We start from the raw sequence: 17,671 nt of genomic DNA on the forward strand, positions 1-17,671 counted from the left end.
ATCTCCGCACCCGGCCTCCTCCTCAACCTAAGCCAGGAGCAAAATAAATGAGGCAACCGATCGCGCCCGGGAGCATCGATACGTGAGGCAATACGACTTCCTACCCAGATTGCCGCGCTACACGTCTGATGCCGATCTGTCGCGCGAGACGATTGGCTTTGCGGCTTAGTCCCTAATGGGCTAGACACCGAAAGCCAGACCGGCGACGCCCATGGCAAGAAAGAAAGCCCGCCGTGAGCCATAGTCAGCCGTCTGACGGTCTAGCTTAGCATCAAGATCACCGAGCCATTCGATAACCGCGCTTTTAACTTGCGACACTCGCAGGTGGCGCAGCGAAAGGGTGGCAAACGGTCTGTCGTAGAGCCGATCCAGAGCATCCTCTCATGCTCGTGTTCCGAGCGATCGTATGCATCTAGCCGAACGCAACGGTTGCCGAGACCGGACCTCGCGAGACCCGGGCCGGCACGATCGAATTTCGGCTCCCAAGCTGCGCAAACGCACCTATTTTCCGGGTTTCCTGGAGCCCCCGCGCATGGCCGAGAAGGCGCTCACCGCCCTCGTCTGGATCCACCCGGTCCATGACTTGGTGCAGGGCGAACCGGTCTCTCCGATCGCGCTGGACGCGGTCAGACACCTCGATGCGTTGTTGGAGATCGAGCGCACCATCAGCGGCCGAGAGACGCCGACGAGCGGCGCGCCGTGCGCCAGGAAAAGAGCATGCCGCTTCTCGAAGACATGCACGCATAATTGTTGCGCCAGCCAAACCCTATCCTGCTCCTCCGAGGTCCTGAAGCGTATGAATTTACATGCTCAGGCACTGGGACGAACTCGCCCGCTTCCTCGACGATGGCGGGATCTGCTTGACCAACAATTGCACACACCAGGCGCCTTCGTTTTGTGAATCGCGTCGGATTCGTCAGCTTTCGGAAAGCTAGTCCGTGTACAGTGACGTTGAAGTTAGCGGCGCGTGGTAGGGACAGCGCTTGTCCCGTGTATGCGTGGGGCTTTGGCGCCGAGTCACGTTTCTGCTAACTTCAACCATTGCGGGCGTGGCACGGACTGAGCTATCCAACCTGACCAGCGCCGAGTCGCGCCCGCGCTGCTTCCGGTCTTAACCGGGATTATGTCTAACCTACCGAGCGACGTCTTTCACATCAAGCTAATAGCAGCTTGTCTGCCTCGCGGAGGGGACTCCGGGCCGTAAAGCCGCGTCAACGGAAGCGCAGCAACGAGGACAAGGGCCGGACTATTGCGGAGGTCGTGGCGAGCGTCGACTCGGTCGTGCGCTGGTCCGGCTGCACGCATTATCGTCGACGGCAGCTGTTTGACTGGCGAGGTCACTAGAGAAATGGCCGGCGACTCCGAAGCAGAGGAAAATACAGCTTCTGCCGGCTGTGTTGAACGCGTGATGCCCGCCTTAGTCTTGAGCGCAAGCGCGCAACGCGTCGAAACCCGCACGTGGAGCTTAGCCAGCTTTCAAACAAGGTCTAACCGGCCAAGGGACCAGCTTGAATGCAAGCGCACCCCATTCAGGCTCTGACGCGCGAGGGCACGCGCATCAACCTGAGTGAACCGACCGATTCTCCTCTCGCTGCACTCGTATCGGAGAGCTTTCTCCGAGCGTGCCCCTGCAACGAAGGCCGGCCGTGAGCTCCGCTAGCACGTCAGGCGCACGTTCAGGGCGCCACAATCCGTCTTGCCTGCCGTGATTGCACGTTCGGACCCGATGCGGCTGTCGGCATCGCTCGCGAAAGGATCCCATCCGTGGGGCTCGGCAAGGTCTGTTGCAACTTCCGAAACACTCACGTCATTCTTTGTGTGACGACAATCGATATATCATGTCCGTTCAGGTCCCTGTAACGGTCGGCGAGACTTTTTAGCAACTCACTCATCTGACCCGACTGAACGGTAAATTCTCCATAGTTTGGATCAAAGAGCGTGGCCATTCCATTCGATGTCGACGTTGCGATTGTGTGGGCGCCACCTGCGCGGAAGCGCAAGCTGACCAAATAGGCCGATGGATCGTTGGTGATCTCATTCACGATCTGGTCAATTTGCGAAGATGCACCAAATCTATATCGCGTCTGTTCGGCGGATGGCTTTAGGCCTGCTTCGCGTAACATTGCGCTCTTTGCCTGTAGGTTGTGAGAACCTTCCGCTCTATCACTTTGCAACAGAATCTTGAGCTCTTCATACCGCTGCTGACGCATTGCCGCAGAGCTGTGATTTTGAGTCCCCGGGCGCAGCGCCCTCATCCGGGATGAAGGGCTGCTTGGGAAATTGAGAAGCCACTCCGCTGCTAATCCAACGCAGATTCCGTCCACATTGGCCTCGGGCAATTCAGCAGTCCTGTATTCGAACAGAGGACCGGTAGACCGCGCTGGAGAGGATGGATTTGAGCTGGACGATGGAGAGGATAAACTGGGCTCAGAGGTGCTTGGAGTATAAATGATAGCATCCGAGGTATGTAACCTGCTGCAGCAGAGCCCCATTTTGTCGGACAAATCCCCAGATAGCGCACTCTGCCGTTGAGCGAGATCCGTCATCGTTTGCGCAAATTCGCAACCGTTCGCGGACGGACTCGGTTCGTCAGCTTGACTGGGGCGTGTGGGTTGACCGATAACTCGATTATACATGCCGGTTCGCCTGCTTCAGCGTACGTTTCCTCAGAGGGAGCGCGGGCTCCTTACGCCCCGCCTGCGAATGATATTCGCGGTAAGCTGACGACGAGCTGACAACTAGATAAGCTTGCCGAAGCCCCCTCGCGCCAGTTGGTGTCTCGAGCGTCTCTGCTCACGAGCCCCGCTCCGAGTGCGGGGTAGCGGCCGATGGGCTCATGACTGTCGCTCAGCGACGGCAGGCCGCCCTTGTGCAATTCCGGATGCAGTCAGGGTGGTGGCGAGCCTGGAACGCGCCTCGGTCAAACCTGAATTCGACCGTCCCGTTGGCATCGATCTCACCTCACTGCGTTATGCCGCCAGTCGGCACACATTTCTCGCTCCAAAGAGTTACGCAATTCGCGTCGTCGGATCGGCCAGTGACTGGCTTGTGAGCGTCACCGGCCCGGTGAGATGTTGCTGCCGAACCTCATTCAGCACGGTTCGGCAATCTTTACCCGGTTAGTGCACTGTTAGCTGCGCTACGTCACAGCAGCCACTTGCAGGCTCAGCCCGTCCGCGCACGGCAACAGGCGATTGATCCTGACCTATAACCGCTTATGACGCCTCAGTTCGGCGGCGCCGAATAGGTGCTCTGCAGCCGCTAGGCCTAACCTACCCGCTCGGGTATTACTCACCTCATGATGCTGTCGCGCTCATCCGCGCGAACAACATTGCCGCGTCTGAGGGTCCTAGTCCAACAATGCCTACAAAGCTTGGCGGCGGCATCGGGATCTCCCGATGAGTGGGTCTCCACAGGTGAAGGCAATATCGGCTGTTATTCACGTACTGCGAATGTGGCGGATGCAGTTGCATGCAGCACTCTTCTTCGTTCCAGAACAGGTCTTTGACAAAGCACATCTCTTCCCAATTCGGACAGCGCCGCGGCGTCGAGACAGCAACATGCTCCCAGCCCGGACGGACAAATCCACTTATCTTTAGTTCACACCCGCACGGCCCCTGCACAAGGAACACGCCGCAAGGTCCAGATCCCGGAGCGGTACCGAATCGGCCGTGTTGCACGCGGCCGGCCTCCAGCTTCTCTATCATCTGCGCGCGCACGCCCGCTCCTTTATCTTTCGGATGGCCTTGAGCTCGACGAAGATGACGTTTTCTCGCGGCTCGGCAATCAGCTCGATCCTCGACCCGGCGCACCTAGACCACTCTTGAGTGCACCAACTGAGAAAGAAGCAGCTGTCCATCATCACCCGTTCTCCTGTTATACTCTTCTAACGCTTACATTCGCGGGCGAGGAACGCTCTCAGAGGCTACCGATTGCCTAAGCATGCCGGGGTGATGGCGACTCAGTTCCGCGATTTCACCTTCCCGATCACAATGACACTCTGTCATCAAACCTCTCTCACGCGACGCATTCATCGATGCCAGCTCGTATTGGCCGCACATTGCCGAAACAGAGCGCGCATCAGCCAACATATTGTCCGCCATTGCTCTCTCGCACTTCATTTCAAGCGTAATCGCCCCTTGATGGTCGATAGCGACCTGCCTGAGCAGCGGAACTGGGCGGCTCTTGGCCGTCACCCCCTCTTCAATGAATTGGTCGTAATCATGGCACGCCCCTGTAATGGCGTTTGAAATCCACATTCAATGATGAATCGCAACACCAGTGCTGGCACCAGTTGATGCTTCGCGCCGATTAGTGCTTGGTGAAACCGCAGTGCTTGACCATTCGCAGCCTTCTCGTCGAATTCAAATACTGCCAATGCGCCATCTAGGTAAGCAGGATTGAACTGTAGGCGGTCGAGTCGAACGGGCTTGCACCAGAGCCGTGCACGCCTGGCATAAACTGTCTTTGAGCTGACAAGATCCAGCGGACTGCCTGCCATCTCGATGTCTCCTCGTAAGCTAACGGTCAGAAACAATGATTAGTCGATCCCATTGAGCGCGACTGTCGGCCGACCTTCCTGCTTCACGACGATGCAAGTCCCAACTCATGGTTCACGGTATTGCGCTCGCGAACGCGCTCACGCACCTGCTGCTAACGCGGGTGTCGTCTTTCAGACATGGGCGTCGCGGATCCGACCTCCGGCAACGGCTCTGCGTCGCCAACGCCCGACAGACCTTTGCTTGCGTCAAAGCGGTCGCGACACTTCTTCGTCGTGGCATGTAGATTGCTGCGGTGACGCAAAGCGGCCTTAAACTGTACCGACGATACACCAGCATCCCATCGGCCGGATGCTCGCCACGCGCAAGAGACAGCGATTTTGATACTCTCTTATCAAAGAGGACTGCGAACTTATGAGTGGTACGAGACATGCAAAGCCCGGCGTTCTTTCATTTACAGGCGCAACGTCTGATGAAATGACGCATTGGCGCACACCAAAGCACCCAATCATCAAGCACTACGGCGGCGATTGTCGCTCCGGGCGGGCGCAAAGGAGGTGGAATCTTTGGCCGCTGGCCGCACTCCTCATAAATGCACTGCTTTGGGCAGGTATCTACTGGTTTATCGCGGCGTTCTTCTGAAGTAATCTCTCGGATGAAACCTGGAGGCGCTTTCCGACGCCTCTAACATGCGCCGCGCGCACCGTATGCGCACAATCGATCGGACGTGGAGAGCTCTTTCACAGACTTAGTTCCAGCGCATACTTCGCGCGACTAGCTGGGAACTCCGCCTCTCCGACGACGCAAGGGAACTCTTGAGGCATGACGCAGATATCTCAAATTGGCGAAACTGATATGCCATTGCAGCCGCGACGAAGTGTCAAACACTGACCTCTAACAGCTCAACACGTCCCCGCGCGGACCTCATCGGGCTTCAGTGTTAAGCGCCACGCATTGACTACTCTGGGTTTCGCATTTACGTGATATGAGAAGTCGCTTTCGAGAAGCTGACTAAACAACTTGAGCTGAAGGGCGTTGAGCAGGCCTGCGTGGTCTTTACATACATGTCGCGATCAGGAGCGCGGCACATGACCCTCGCGGTGAACCGCACTCCGGTACCCCTCAGGCACTGACTTGCTTGCTGAGCGATATTTGGGTCGCCTTGGATCGAGTAGCGATCAACAGGCTGGGCCGTCAGCGACGTGTCACAGCTCCTGCTCCGGCCACGTATCGTCCTCGTTTCTGTGCATCTGCCACACCTGGGCACGCCGAGCCAGCTTGTCGTACTCCTCGGCAATTTTAAGAAGCCTGTCTTTGGCTTTTCCGTCAGCGAGCGCTTCCGCTTTCTTTCGCGTTGCTTCCGCGCGGCCTCGCCAGTGGTCGGGCTGGTAGAGTTTACTTTTCGGATTCATCCCGAGAGCATGCAATTCTCAGATCAAAGAAGTGCGACACCGTCGCTCCGTATAAACACGTAACAGCGACGCTCGCGACTCGGCCGCCGAAACGGACGTTCGCCACCACAGCCGCTATTCTGGAGCACCACAGCGCGCGTCGGAGCCGAGGCTCGTACGAAGAATACACAGCCCCGATATCCTCGAACCACCGGCGCACGAAGGGACTTGAATCGCACGTAGCGTTAGATTGTACGATCCTGGACACGTCCGACAATCCAGACCGTCCCGGACACGTCATGAGAACTGCGAATGCTTCAAACATCCACCCTCACCTGGCACGCCTCAATCAGCACGATGAGATCCTCCATGTGCATCCTTGCCCGCGTGGCGTCCGAGCTGTTCCTGTCGCGACTGGACGAGGTCGCGCGTTTCGAGATCTGCATGGCAGGCGCTCCCATGGCCGTAGCCTCACCGCAACGGACGCCAGACGGAGACTTCCTCCCAGATCGCCCGAATGTCTCAAGTTAACGCTGCGCACAGGCGCGATTACACCAAGCATAGTCTTGGCGCGCCATCATGGTTCGCTCCGAAGGATCGAATACATCATCAACATCCGCTTGAGCGCAGCTACGCTTTTGCCTGCTCTCTCTCACATAGCTGGTGCGGGCCCTTCTACCCGGCGTCGCCCCCGGCTACGGCATCATTAGTCGTTTGGCGAGAAGGCTGAGCCAGAGCAGCTAAGCACGTGTCACGCTCGAGCAATGCCTCGCAACTGCAAGCATGCACGTGAATCAAGGAAGCTCCAGGATGCGCGCTTGCTGGACCAGCTCAGCCGCCAGTACCTCCCTCTTCGTGGTGCTGCCACTACGGCAGATATCGTTTTTGTCGTTCCGGACAGATGACCAGCACTGTGCGGACCAGGAAAGCTGGAAGAACGAGCATGCCGGCAGTGTCCTAAGCAGTTCCGCTCTGTTTCTTGGGTGACAAGGCATGTTGCGCTTCGCGCAGGAAGAACAATAAAGCAGCCACACGGGCTGAAGGTATATCATGACTCAACATCAAAGAACTCAGTTGACTTCGCGCCTCACACTCTCCCACTGCGGCATTGCTCTTGTCGTCGCAATGACAGCCGTAGTCCCAAGGCCGGTCAACGCGCGCGATCAAACGCCGACCGCAGAAGAGAAAGAGGCTTGCATGGCAGACGTGCTCCGCCTTTGTAGCACCCACATACCAGATCGTTCCGCTATCACAGCCTGCCTCAGATCCAAGCAAGCAAGCCTCAGTCACCAATGTCGCTACGTGATCTCCGCGAGAGACAATGGCCAGAAAAGCAGCAACTCGAAATGAAGATGTGGCGGCCAAAAATAGAGAGCTTGACCCTCACGTAGCGTCAGGTTGTAGACCCGCCAACTGTGCCCACACTCAACCGATTGCCGCCTTAAGCGTCGATTAGGCCATGCCGAGGGCAGGCGACTGCACCAAGTCAATCGGTGCCGGGTCTCTTCAACGATGTCTCGCTGAACGGAAGAGCTCGAGGTCTGGACGAGGTAGCGTGTTAAGTTCGATGGAAGTGCTTAGATCGATCATCGGCAAAGTAGCCAGGGGCGCCACTCTGACGCGCGAGGAAAGTGCGTCAGTCTTCGACAGCATAATGTCGGGTGACGCAACTCCCTCGCAAATCGGTGCTCTGTTGATGGGGATGCGGGTCCGGGGCGAGACGGTCGAAGAAGTCACCGGCGCCGCCTGGGCGATGCGGAATAGAGTGCCGCGGGTCGAAGCGGCGTGCGACCCAGTAGGTCTCGCTGGCACGAGCGAGACCTTCATGTATTCGGCCAACGTGTCGACGTGTGCTTCCTTTATCGTCGCCGGGGCCGGCATTCCTGTGACCAAGCATGCCAACCGCGCTGCGTCTTCTAGTTCAAGCGCCGCAGACGTGTTGGCGCGCCTCGGTGTGAAGGTCGATCTCAAGCCTCAGGGCATCGCACGCTGCTTGAAGGAAGCCGGCATCGGCTTCATGTTTGCCTCCGTGCATTATCCGGCGATGCAGCGCATCGGGCAGATCCGGAGCGCGGTTGGAACCCATACGATCTTTAATCTGACCGAGGCTCTGTGCAACCCGGCGGGGCTCAAGCGGCAGATCGTTGGGGTATTCTCTCCTGAATGGGTGCAGCCTCTGGCGTACGTCTTGAAGAACCTTGGTGCCGAGTCGGTATGGGTTGTTCATGGCTCGGACGGGCTCGAAGAAATAACCATCACCGGCCCAACGTTTGTAGCTGCGCTTGAGGCGGGTATCGTCCGAACCTTCGAAGTGACGCCGGAAGAAGCCGGGCTCCCCCGCTGCCACAACAACGCGCTGGAGAGCAGGGATGCGGAGGCTAGTGCCGTCGCGCTGAAAAATGTGCTTGATGGCGTACCAGGTCAATTTCGCGACGCCGCGCTTTTGAATGCGGCGGCGGCGTTAGTCGTGGCCGGGCGGGCCTCGACACTGCAGGAAGGCGTAGCACTTGGACAAGAATCACTTGATCGCGGCGCCGCAGCTAGTCGACTGAAGCGCCTGATCGCGGTTTCGAACGCCTAACAGCCGAGCTGGCCGATGTTCCAATACTGCGACCAAGTCTGCTGCTTCCGAGCGCGAAGATATTACAGCCTCGAATGCGCGTCACTTCTACGGAATTTCAAGAAGCGTGCGCCTTCTGTGCTCGCCCGCACGGAAGCAATTCGCGCTGAGCACGCCGCCCAAGAGCCGACTTTTTTATCGACGAAAGCCTGTTGCAACCCGGGTCGCCGGGGTGAGGACCCAAGCGCGCCGCGCTCCAAAGGAGACACTCGATGATGTCTTGGCAGAGGATGGAAACACTCGGATCCATCGCAGTGATAGAACACATCATTCGGAAGTTTCGGGAGTTAATCGATACAGATAGCTCGATCCCGCCAGAGCTGCGGGGTGCGCTGCACACGACGCTCGATGAGCATCTTCTCGATGCAAAAAAACGTATTCTCCTAAAAGTGCATTAGGTGCACCGATGTCGTATACATGCGGAGAAACTCTGGCAGGCGCGCCGTACCGCAATCGGCATCATCCCATCCGCACGGCCCAGCGAAGCTCCAGCCCTGCCTGATCGGATCGCACCCACGGCTGCAAGTGCACTGGCGCGTCGCCAGGCTGCTCAGCGCGGTTTCCCGTTTGATGAGAGCCGTTCGGCCCCGGCGTCTACGACATGAAAGGCGGAGCCTACCTCGCCTATCACGCATTCCGGCAACTCTCCGCCGGTGACGCACGCCCGCCGCTCTGCGTCACCCACCTCTACGCCTCGGACGAAGAGATCGGCAGCCAACCTCGCGCGCGCTCATCGAGGCCAAGGGCCGCAAGGCCAAATACGTGCTGGTGACCGAGCCGGCGCGCGACATGGGCAAGGGCATCACATGGCGTAAGGGGTTGCGTGCTTCGACGTATTCATCAAGGGCGTGCCGCGCATGCAGGTACGCGCCGCGAGGACGGACGCAGCGCGATCCGGGAACTCGGCCATGTGGTCCAGACGCTGGAGGAGATGAACGATCTCATGCGCAGTATCACCGTCAATGTTGGCGTAGTCCGCGGCGGCAGGCCGAACCTCGTCTCGGAACCGCGCCTATGCGCAAGTGCACATGCGCGTCAAGACCATGGCCCTTGCCGACGAGCTGGTGCGCAAGACTCTCGGCATCAGCGCGCGCACCGAGGGCGTCAGAATGAAAGTATCAGGCGAATTGAACCGTCGCCATACGAGAAGACCAGCGCCGGTGCCGCGCTTTACGCACAAGCCAAAAAGCTCGCCGCCGAGCTTGGCTTTGAGCCGCTCGAGCCGTTCAGTGGCAGCGGCTCCGAGCGCAATTTCACCGCGCCGCATACCGCGATCCTTGAAGGCCTTGGCGTCGATGGCAAGGGCGCGCATACGCATTGAGAGCAGCTCTACATAATTGAACCTCACGCGCGGCTGCTGTACCGCCTCTATCAGACGCTGCGATTACCCGGGCGCTTGAATAATGACCGCTGGCACATTCGAACTTCCTCGCACTCCCCGAGGCTAGAGGCTCTGCTTCCCATCAGAGCGACCTCATCGAGAATTATCGCTCGGATGCCGGATTTGGCATTGGAGGGACAGCGTAGGATAGAAGTGAGTGGGCTATTCAATGATGGCGCAGCGCAGGTCAGGCGCGCAATCAGCTACAAACGCAGCGAGCAGTGGTCGCGAAAGGGGTGGGCGTTTCCGACATAGGCTCATCGGCAGAGACCCTCTCAAAAAGCGCAAATCGCAGCGCTGAACGCGTGCGACAAAAAGACCGGCGGCCCGATTTGAACGCTTGGCCACGTTCATACGGCTGCCAAAAGGGCTTGAATCACACGTAACGTTAAGTTGTAGGGTCTTGAGGTGCGCACCTATGTCGGTCTGCCGCCGCGATTGTAAAGGATTGCGAATGTCTCAGCTGGTCAGATCCCCGTCCCGATGGCCGGTTATGATCCTCATTCCCGGTGGCAGGTCGGTCGGAAGGGCTCTGCAGCGAGTCCGGATTGCGACGCTATGGCTCGCACATAGCTTGAAATCGCTCGTCATTCCGGAGCCGAGACTATGTGGCTGTTCTGGACCGGTGCACCACAGAGCCGACGCGGTCAGAATTGACCGACGTAGATCTTCATCCGAAACCCCTACAGGGGGACGCTGCTTCCCGAACCTGAACCAAGCCCCTCCTTTGGCGCGACACCGCGGCAAAATCAGCTCGCCGAACCGGCTTTCCGCTCCGCTCAAACTGCTTTCCCGTGCTGGCAAGGCATTTTTGTCGCGCAAAGGTGGGCAACAGCCGGCGAGCCCGCGCAGGTTTTTCAAGGAGCATGAGCTGCAATTGTCGCTTCCCGTGACCGACGCGGCATCGGAAGATATTGCTTGGCATTGTGGAGCAGCAAGTTGAGAGAGCCCGACGGCGCCAAAAAGGTACTATTGATCAACCATGTTGAAGGCCAATGCCGTTGCATCATTGGCTTCAAAGATGGAGATGCCAGAGAGCCCTACATGTGCGGCGAGCCTGTGTATCAAAGACGCGGCAAGAAACTGTCTTCGTGGTGTATCTATCACTACGGACAGATGCACACGACCGTCGCCCAGCAGAACAGAATGAGTGATCAATTGGCCGAGGTCCCTCAAGCAAGATCCATTGTTCGCAACCCATGACAACCATTAAAAACCGGGTCCTACCAAGGTCGTCTGATCAAAGCCTGTACAAGGGCCAACCAAAGCGTCGGGGCCTCGCCAAACAATCCGGGTTGCGGCGGAAGCTCATCGCGGCAAGCTTCAAACCGACAGACGCAGCGAATCGCTCGCGCCTTCAAAGCCAACTCGGCGTCCAGAGGGGAGACCGGATCGCGATCCTCAGCTTCCGCAGGCCCAATTATGTGGGGCTGCAATGGCCGATGTGAAAGCACCGGCCTATCCTCTTTCGGAGCAGGGCAGCGCCAAATCAAGCTTCGCTCAGTGCTTCACCAGGGCGCAGCAAGTTCACCGGTTGTTGCTATCACGATCCCTGTCTGATCGCGCCCAAATGCCCGGAGCTCGCCGATGCCGAGAATCCTGATCATGAATGCCGGTACGGCTCAAATGTCGGGCGCCGATCTGACGCCAGCTCAACTTTCGCTGGCCGCCAACTCGGCATACCGTTCAGCTTGGTTTGCTCATGAGGGTGACCTGATAGTGTCCCCGGTAGTCGTCCCCGCGGATCTGCTATCCTTCATTGGCGCGACGCTCGATTTCGACGCATCGAGTGTTTGTGTGCTTGTACCTGAAGGGCGCCGCCACTCTCCGGTCCTTGATGATTGCACACTTCTGTCCAAGACTGTTTTTGGGCGAATCAGCAGACATGTTCGTCAGAAATCAACCTGGCGATTGTACCCCTGCTACTCTACGGAAGGCGTCGCACGCCTGGCGGCGATGCTGGGCATAGCGCAGAGCGGCGACGACTTCGCTCTGCAGCGTGGGCCTGATCTGTTGAACCGCAAGAGCCACTTCCGTCAATTGGCGACAAGCGTCGCACTTCCGCTGCCCAATGGATCCGTCACGACGGACTCAGACGAACTATTCAGAGCGGTCACTTCCCTCAGAACCGAGACCGGCAGCGTCATTGTAAAGCTGGACAATGGAGCCGGTGGGGTCGGAAACGTCATCCTGACCGGCAATGAAAGCGATCCACTACCTGGGGCAAGAGATACAAGACGAATTCCATGGCCGTCGTTTGATCCTGACGCGCTTTGGTCGGAGATGACAACTGCATCGTGTAAGACGCTGGTCGTGGAGTCGTACCACCTTGCTAAGTCTTTGTTCTATCTCGAGTATGAAATCGAGGACGATGGTTCAATCGTTTTCATGAACAGTGGAAACATACGTCTGCATAAAAGCACGAATCAATTCGAAAGAGCTCTGATCTGGACAGGACTTGAGCTTCCCAGCGACCTGGGGAACGAGCAATGGTTGAGTGCTCAGGCAGATGCCTACCGTTTTGTGGCGCTTGCGCGCAACCTGGGATATCGCGGAATGATCAACATTGACGCCATTTTCGCGGATGACGGACGGTTGTTGTTTAATGAAGCGAACGGCCGCTGGGGTGGCGGCTCGGTGTTACACAGCATTGCCGTCCGGCTGCTGGGCGTCGACTATTGCGCTTGCAACGTTATTTTATCCGTAAGAAATGTCCGATCAAAGTGCCTCCAAACAGCGCATGATCGTTTCGTCAAGGAAGGATTTCTGTTCGACCGCACACGCAAGGAGGGCGTGATTCCCCTTGCGGCCGACGAAGAAGCTGGCACGGTCGAGTGCCTTGTGATTGCGCGCGATAGGCCCGCGGCCCGCGATCTGCAGCACCGGCTGCTGAGAATGGTTTGATTGAGATCTCAGCTATCTTCAACCGCTCAATCCATCCGAACGTGCCCCGCTTTCGATTGCGGGCTGAAAGCGATACCTGAATACGCGACGTGAATCGTCTGTTTCGTCTCGCTCGAGCTCTGCCAGCCCCAATCGCGACCACCCTTAAGTCGCTCCTGAAGTGCCGATCTATCGTCGGTAAGAAGTTCGGCGCTGCGGCCGGCCTAGCCTAGTTGCAGCGCCAGATAGGACAAAGGGCTGGGTTGGTCCATGACGCTCAAGGGCGCATCCTGATGAAGACCCTGCGCACGCAGCTCTTCGCTGCAATACGCCGTCCTGCGCAACGGCATCCACCAGCCGCATCAGATCCATCACGTCCACATTTTCGGGGAGAGTATTGCGATCATGCGCGACCGCTCCATTTCCAGCTGACTTCCGCAGATGAACCAGTGCGGCACCGATCTTCGGGTGAGGTCGAGGGGTGGTCTCATAGCGCATCAGATCGTCGTCGAGCGACTGATCGTAAAGGCGAACAGCAATGTCCGGCTTGGCCGTTATTGCAGGTACTCACTGAATCTGCCAAGAGCAGTTGCATACTTGTAGGCAGTAGCCACTTCCGCCTTGCGTTCCTTGATGATAGTCGATTTGTACGCCTTGATGAGGTCGGCATCATCGGCGGACGGGTTAGCCCGGCTTGCGATAGGTGCGACCCCGCCCGCGGCCTGCGAGGACCGCAAATGACCGAGCGCGGTAAGGATGCCTCGCTCGGCCGCCTTCTTGAACTCCGCGGCATCCCTCTCCAACGTACCGTCGGTAGAGACGCTCGGCTATCCCCTGCTTGTTATTCTTGACGAGCCATCGTCTCATCTAAGTAGAGACTCTACATGACTCTTGGCAGTGCGCTCGTTGAACCCGCCCTTGATGAACGCCACGCTTAGCGTCTGGACAAGCGGCGCATCGTCAGAATAGAGAGGATCGCCGCTGCGACCTACGAACGCCCAGGTTGCCCCGCGCGGCTGTCGCACGAGACAGAAGGCATCGTCCCACCCCTTCCACCATGTGGCACCTGCAAGTATTCGTGTTCGACCGCCTCCCTACGAGGCTGTTCCTTCAGGTAAGGATGCGCCCACTTGATCTATGGAGAGCTGCATCGGCATGCCGCCACTTGCATTGGCGACCTCCCTCAACTGCCGTTCGAAAGCCGCTGAGTCTGCCGACAGGGAAGCCGACAAGTTCTCTTGCGGGCCCGCGCTGCCCGACTGCTGGAGCCCCCCGCGAGTTTGAGGTAAGGTCCATCCGTTCCTTCTTTCGAAGTAAATACTCAAGACTCGGCTGATGCGGGACGATCGAGCAAAAGACCGAGCGCGTGATCAGGGGATTCAGAAGAGTTCTCTATTCTGATGGCCGCTGCAACGCCCCGATTCGCGCACATGCCGTCCCAAATCACCTGAGCATTCGGCTGTTTTGCTAGGTCTGCTAGCTGTCGAGAAACTGACGGCAACGGGGGCTTCAGCGCGCAGCGAAAGTACACCGTCGCACACGCGTCGACAACGCCTCCCATTTCGAGGTCGCGACGATGACTTGCCCCTACTACCCTGAGTAACGTTCGCTCGGATTATGCCTAGTAGCCTTTACAGGCATCAAGCTAGCCGCAGCTTCCGACCGGCATTGTGGCAGGCTTTGCGAGGGACAGTCTGACCACAACATCGCCGAGCTTACCAACTCTCACTGACGCGCTACCAAATTCATTCGAAAGCCATCACAGCCACCTCCACCTTATACGGCAGCGGTAGAGCTTTCGATGATCCGGCGGTTCGCGCCGCTGCGTTTTGAACAGAAGTAGACCAGCGATCGGCGTTCACCGGACAGCACAGGCTTCACCTCGTGCCGGAGCTTACATGTGGTGACGAGCACCGCGCCAAATGGTGGTCGGAACACCTGGTGTTCGTAACCGTTTGGATATACCACGAACTCACCCCCCTCGAAGTCCCTCGCCAGCTGCACAATCACCGCGTACTCGAAATCCGGATCGCTCGCGGCATCCAGATGAATGCCAACAAACGAACCAGGAGGCATCCGATGCATTTGGCATCGGCGAATCACGTAAGTCGACGTGGCTCCCAAGACCTTTCTTAGCGCGAAGCTGCGGTCATTCCTTTCGAGTAGTTCCATGATCTGCCCCGGAGCTGCACCGCTCACGTCGCTAGGAGCGCGACCGGGCGGGTCTACCCTCACGCGTTTGACGAAAAGATTGTGCGAATCGCCGGCATCTCCTTCCCTCACTTTTTCTTCGGGAATCTCAGCCTGCAGCTGATCGATCTTGGCCAAGTCATCTTGGGTGAACAATATCTGGGGGCCGATCACGACCGTCCCCTTCACCAACAGCTCTATCCGGTATTTTGTCAAAGCTTCTTCTGAAAGCAGACGGGATTTATGATTAATTGCGCGCGCCATTCGATTTCACTCCAGTGTTTTGTGTTCGATGCAGAACTCCAGGTCCTGGTTCATCGAGCTGAATGCTTGCTCCCAATGCTCGCCATCGAACTCGCTTATTGTTATGCGTTCGATGGTTCTGTTATCCAGGCACCCGATATTTACGCTGAAACCGCCGGGGTTCGACCGCGGCCTATAGAATGGTTTTACGCCACAAACCCGGCAAAACGTGTGCCGAGCGATGTTCTTGTTGAACTGATACTCCGTCAGGAATTCTTCGCCGCACTCTATGCCAAGCTTATCACCTGGCACGAGCAAGTGCAGAAATCCCGACATTTGGCAGATCGAGCAATTGCATCGAACTGCAGAGAGCTCTCGCGGTGCTTTGACGTAGAACTTTACAGAACCACAATGACAACGACCACGGTGTTCGATCTCTGAGTGATCATCTCCTTGAGGTGAGACAATTCGGTACACATCGCGGCACCACTGTAAGCTGAGCCGATAGGCTCGATGGAATTCATCCAAAAAGCGAGCACCACAGTCAGGTGGGACAAGTTCGCCAATCAGCCGGCTTGTCATTTCTCCGTGATACTTTTCCGCGGGATCTTCTCCGCCGACATGACAGCGGAAGTACTCAAGATGGTCAGGCCGCGCCTTGAAGGTTTTGACCAGAGTGGTCCATAGCGACTGGATCATGTCCGCAGCATGTAGCTCAAAAGCGACCATGTAGGCGCAACGCACTAACGGATCTTTCGACGACAATCCGGCATAGAGAGAATGCAGATACCGCTTGGTCGTGGCGCTGTAGTTCGGCCGTATTGCTTTGCCGAGGAGCTCCGAGGCATCCTTTCTAAACATGTTTGAATGGAAGTTCTCAGTCGCCAGAATATCGGGTAGTGCCGACTTGCCGCCCTGGAGAATTTGGCCATAACCGCCCGTCTCATCCCAACAGATGAAATTTGCGACCACGCTGGTCAGTTCAATGTCCCTCCCAAGATCTCGATTGTGATTCATTGCATCGAAAATGAGATCGCGTTGTGACCCCGCCTGCAGATACGGGAAGGCCTGTGACATCGCCAGATATTCAGGAAGCAGCCTAGCGGCCTGGTCCTCGGACATCTCTGCAGCGAACGGGTGCGGGCCGAGAGCTCGCGCCTGCTCAGTCAGATATTCGCAGCATATCTGCAGAGGCTGATCGGGTGTAAATCGAGACGATTGAGATGTCATTTGGCTCCTGGAGATAAGGAGAGAATGGCCCTTGACTGAGCCACTTCGTATCCGGGCCAAGTATTTGCGGCCACGAGTTCATTGCTTTCGATCGGCTTGTGATCGCGTTCACCATCCAGGCGACATTCCTGGTGGCCACCTCCGCGGCAGCAGACATCGGCATGTTTAGTCCTGCTCACGCGTATCGAAGGGAACGCGTAGATCAACTGAGCTGCGGCACTCCAGACCGATTCCGCTCGGCGAAAAGTCAGATGCCGCGAATTCCGGGCACGGTGAGCATTCGTATTCAGACTCATGTTGAGATATTGCGCCGCGCAGGTCCTCGCGGTTGCTGCTCCTGCGAGACGATCGAATTGCTATGAGCTTCGTACAGCATTGCAAGGGCTATCCGCACCTACCTGGCTCTTGGGGCGTTCGCGCGCAAGCTGCGCGAAATGCCGGCTGCTGGCCGGCACGAGCTTCTCAAAAGAGACCGCCGCTATGTTTGCGTTCGACAGCGCCACCAGCCTGCCTCCTTGCGCGCTTGCAGCAATCAGCGTGCCAACTCGGGCGCACTCACTCCATAGTCTGAATACATTGGCAAAAAGCTCGCGACCGACTCCTCATTGCAAGTGTATTAAACCTGACAGCGCTTGCACGCCGTCAGACCAGACGGCGAAACGCCAGCCGCCACTCAGAATGGGTGTAGGGATATTGAATTGCGGAGATTGGTCCAAAGGTGCCACATACGTAAGCTTCGCGCCCTTAACAGCGCGACACCGCTTTGGGCCTTCGGGCGCTTGCATGAATGATCCCGGTCGCGGACATCTTCCGTCTTCGCTCGGACAACTATGTGCGAAGGGGTCGCCTCAACGCGGCCGAACACGACCATATAGCCGGATGTGGACGCATGCGCGCCCTTTTGGCGGCGCCTGCTGTCGCGCGGCGATCAGGATGGAAGGCAGCGTCAATCAAGGTGAGAGAGTTTCGCTGGGCTCGTGACGGAGGGAGGGCGTAGCCCGACCGGAGTTACGAGCCCAGCGTCGGCGCGATCCCGAGGAGGACCGCGCCGACTGGTGATCGCGGCCGGCGGGGTTATGCAAGTGGTTCTTCCGCCAAGAGGAATCACTCGCTTGCCCGGCCGACACATCACAGATCACCAGATGAGGCTCTACATGAAGTACCGTCAGACCGATAGCCCGCCAGTGGCGGCGGCCAAGGCGTCATTCAGTGCGTCGACCGCCTATCGGATCGA

11 protein-coding genes and 3 pseudogenes are annotated in these 17,671 nt (G+C 57.7%); 7 read left to right on the forward strand and 7 right to left on the reverse strand.

Annotated elements, in window-relative coordinates:
- Nucleotides 1-412: 412 nt before the first annotated feature.
- Nucleotides 413-562, forward strand: a pseudogene (locus BM374_RS40455) (transposase); the annotation flags it as partial.
- Between the two features lie 27 nt (nt 563-589).
- Nucleotides 590-887 (forward strand): annotated as a pseudogene (locus BM374_RS37260) (IS66 family transposase); the annotation flags it as partial.
- A 915-nt stretch (nt 888-1,802) separates the two neighbouring features.
- Here BM374_RS37260 and BM374_RS39845 read toward each other — a convergent pair.
- From BM374_RS39845 to BM374_RS37280, 4 genes are all read right to left on the reverse strand, one after another.
- Nucleotides 1,803-2,636: a YopT-type cysteine protease domain-containing protein gene (locus BM374_RS39845; RefSeq protein ID WP_092303896.1), complete on the reverse strand. Its 834-nt coding sequence runs from the start codon at nt 2,634-2,636 to the stop codon at nt 1,803-1,805.
- Between the two features lie 660 nt (nt 2,637-3,296).
- Nucleotides 3,297-3,707, reverse strand: coding sequence for a DUF7694 domain-containing protein (locus tag BM374_RS40460; protein ID WP_502689500.1), 411 nt, complete (start codon nt 3,705-3,707; stop codon nt 3,297-3,299).
- 485 nt (nt 3,708-4,192) lie between these two features.
- Nucleotides 4,193-4,501 (reverse strand): hypothetical protein, encoded by a 309-nt coding sequence (locus BM374_RS38320; RefSeq protein ID WP_143270353.1) that lies wholly within the window; start codon nt 4,499-4,501, stop codon nt 4,193-4,195.
- Between the two features lie 1,203 nt (nt 4,502-5,704).
- Nucleotides 5,705-5,911 (reverse strand): hypothetical protein, encoded by a 207-nt coding sequence (locus tag BM374_RS37280; RefSeq protein ID WP_092303902.1) that lies wholly within the window; start codon nt 5,909-5,911, stop codon nt 5,705-5,707.
- A 1,546-nt stretch (nt 5,912-7,457) separates the two neighbouring features.
- On the opposite strand from BM374_RS37280, the gene trpD reads away from it, so the two are divergent.
- From trpD to BM374_RS37315, 5 genes and pseudogenes are all read left to right on the forward strand, one after another.
- Nucleotides 7,458-8,471 carry an anthranilate phosphoribosyltransferase gene (gene trpD / locus BM374_RS37290; RefSeq protein WP_092303907.1) on the forward strand — a complete coding sequence of 338 codons (1,014 nt, stop codon included), beginning with the start codon at nt 7,458-7,460 and terminating at the stop codon, nt 8,469-8,471.
- A gap of 251 nt (nt 8,472-8,722) precedes the next feature.
- The gene (locus tag BM374_RS37295) at nt 8,723-8,908 is read left to right on the forward strand and encodes a hypothetical protein (RefSeq protein ID WP_092303909.1); all 186 of its coding nucleotides are present in this window, start codon (nt 8,723-8,725) and stop codon (nt 8,906-8,908) included.
- A 194-nt stretch (nt 8,909-9,102) separates the two neighbouring features.
- Nucleotides 9,103-9,282 (forward strand): annotated as a pseudogene (locus BM374_RS40065) (hypothetical protein); the annotation flags it as partial.
- 51 nt (nt 9,283-9,333) lie between these two features.
- Complete coding sequence (locus BM374_RS40070; protein WP_283807118.1) at nt 9,334-9,831, forward strand: peptidase dimerization domain-containing protein; 498 nt, start codon at nt 9,334-9,336, stop codon at nt 9,829-9,831.
- Between the two features lie 1,647 nt (nt 9,832-11,478).
- Nucleotides 11,479-12,795 (forward strand): preATP grasp domain-containing protein, encoded by a 1,317-nt coding sequence (locus tag BM374_RS37315; protein ID WP_092303913.1) that lies wholly within the window; start codon nt 11,479-11,481, stop codon nt 12,793-12,795.
- A gap of 533 nt (nt 12,796-13,328) precedes the next feature.
- Here the strand turns inward: BM374_RS37315 and BM374_RS39150 are convergent.
- From BM374_RS39150 to BM374_RS37330, 3 genes are all read right to left on the reverse strand, one after another.
- Entirely contained in the window at nt 13,329-13,577 is a 249-nt protein-coding gene (locus BM374_RS39150) for a hypothetical protein (RefSeq protein WP_092303915.1), read from the reverse strand.
- 973 nt (nt 13,578-14,550) lie between these two features.
- Nucleotides 14,551-15,228: a 2OG-Fe(II) oxygenase gene (locus tag BM374_RS37325; protein WP_092303917.1), complete on the reverse strand. Its 678-nt coding sequence runs from the start codon at nt 15,226-15,228 to the stop codon at nt 14,551-14,553.
- A gap of 6 nt (nt 15,229-15,234) precedes the next feature.
- Nucleotides 15,235-16,437 (reverse strand): GFA family protein, encoded by a 1,203-nt coding sequence (locus BM374_RS37330; protein ID WP_177248809.1) that lies wholly within the window; start codon nt 16,435-16,437, stop codon nt 15,235-15,237.
- Nucleotides 16,438-17,671: the final 1,234 nt, after the last annotated feature.

Source organism: Bradyrhizobium sp. Ghvi (genome assembly GCF_900115265.1).
In the GTDB taxonomy this organism is placed as follows: Bacteria; Pseudomonadota; Alphaproteobacteria; order Rhizobiales; family Xanthobacteraceae; genus Bradyrhizobium.

Excerpts from the sequence above, each read along its gene's own strand:
- BM374_RS39845 (WP_092303896.1), bottom strand. The coding sequence starts at position 2,636 with ATGTATAATCGAGTTATCGGTCAACCCACACGCCCCAGTCAAGCTGAC.
- BM374_RS40460 (WP_502689500.1), bottom strand. The coding sequence starts at position 3,707 with ATGATAGAGAAGCTGGAGGCCGGCCGCGTGCAACACGGCCGATTCGGT.
- BM374_RS38320 (WP_143270353.1), bottom strand. The coding sequence starts at position 4,501 with ATGGCAGGCAGTCCGCTGGATCTTGTCAGCTCAAAGACAGTTTATGCC.
- BM374_RS37280 (WP_092303902.1), bottom strand. The coding sequence starts at position 5,911 with ATGAATCCGAAAAGTAAACTCTACCAGCCCGACCACTGGCGAGGCCGC.
- trpD (WP_092303907.1), top strand. The coding sequence starts at position 7,458 with ATGGAAGTGCTTAGATCGATCATCGGCAAAGTAGCCAGGGGCGCCACT.
- BM374_RS37295 (WP_092303909.1), top strand. The coding sequence starts at position 8,723 with ATGATGTCTTGGCAGAGGATGGAAACACTCGGATCCATCGCAGTGATA.
- BM374_RS37315 (WP_092303913.1), top strand. The coding sequence starts at position 11,479 with ATGCCGAGAATCCTGATCATGAATGCCGGTACGGCTCAAATGTCGGGC.
- BM374_RS37325 (WP_092303917.1), bottom strand. The coding sequence starts at position 15,228 with ATGGCGCGCGCAATTAATCATAAATCCCGTCTGCTTTCAGAAGAAGCT.
- BM374_RS37330 (WP_177248809.1), bottom strand. The coding sequence starts at position 16,437 with ATGACATCTCAATCGTCTCGATTTACACCCGATCAGCCTCTGCAGATA.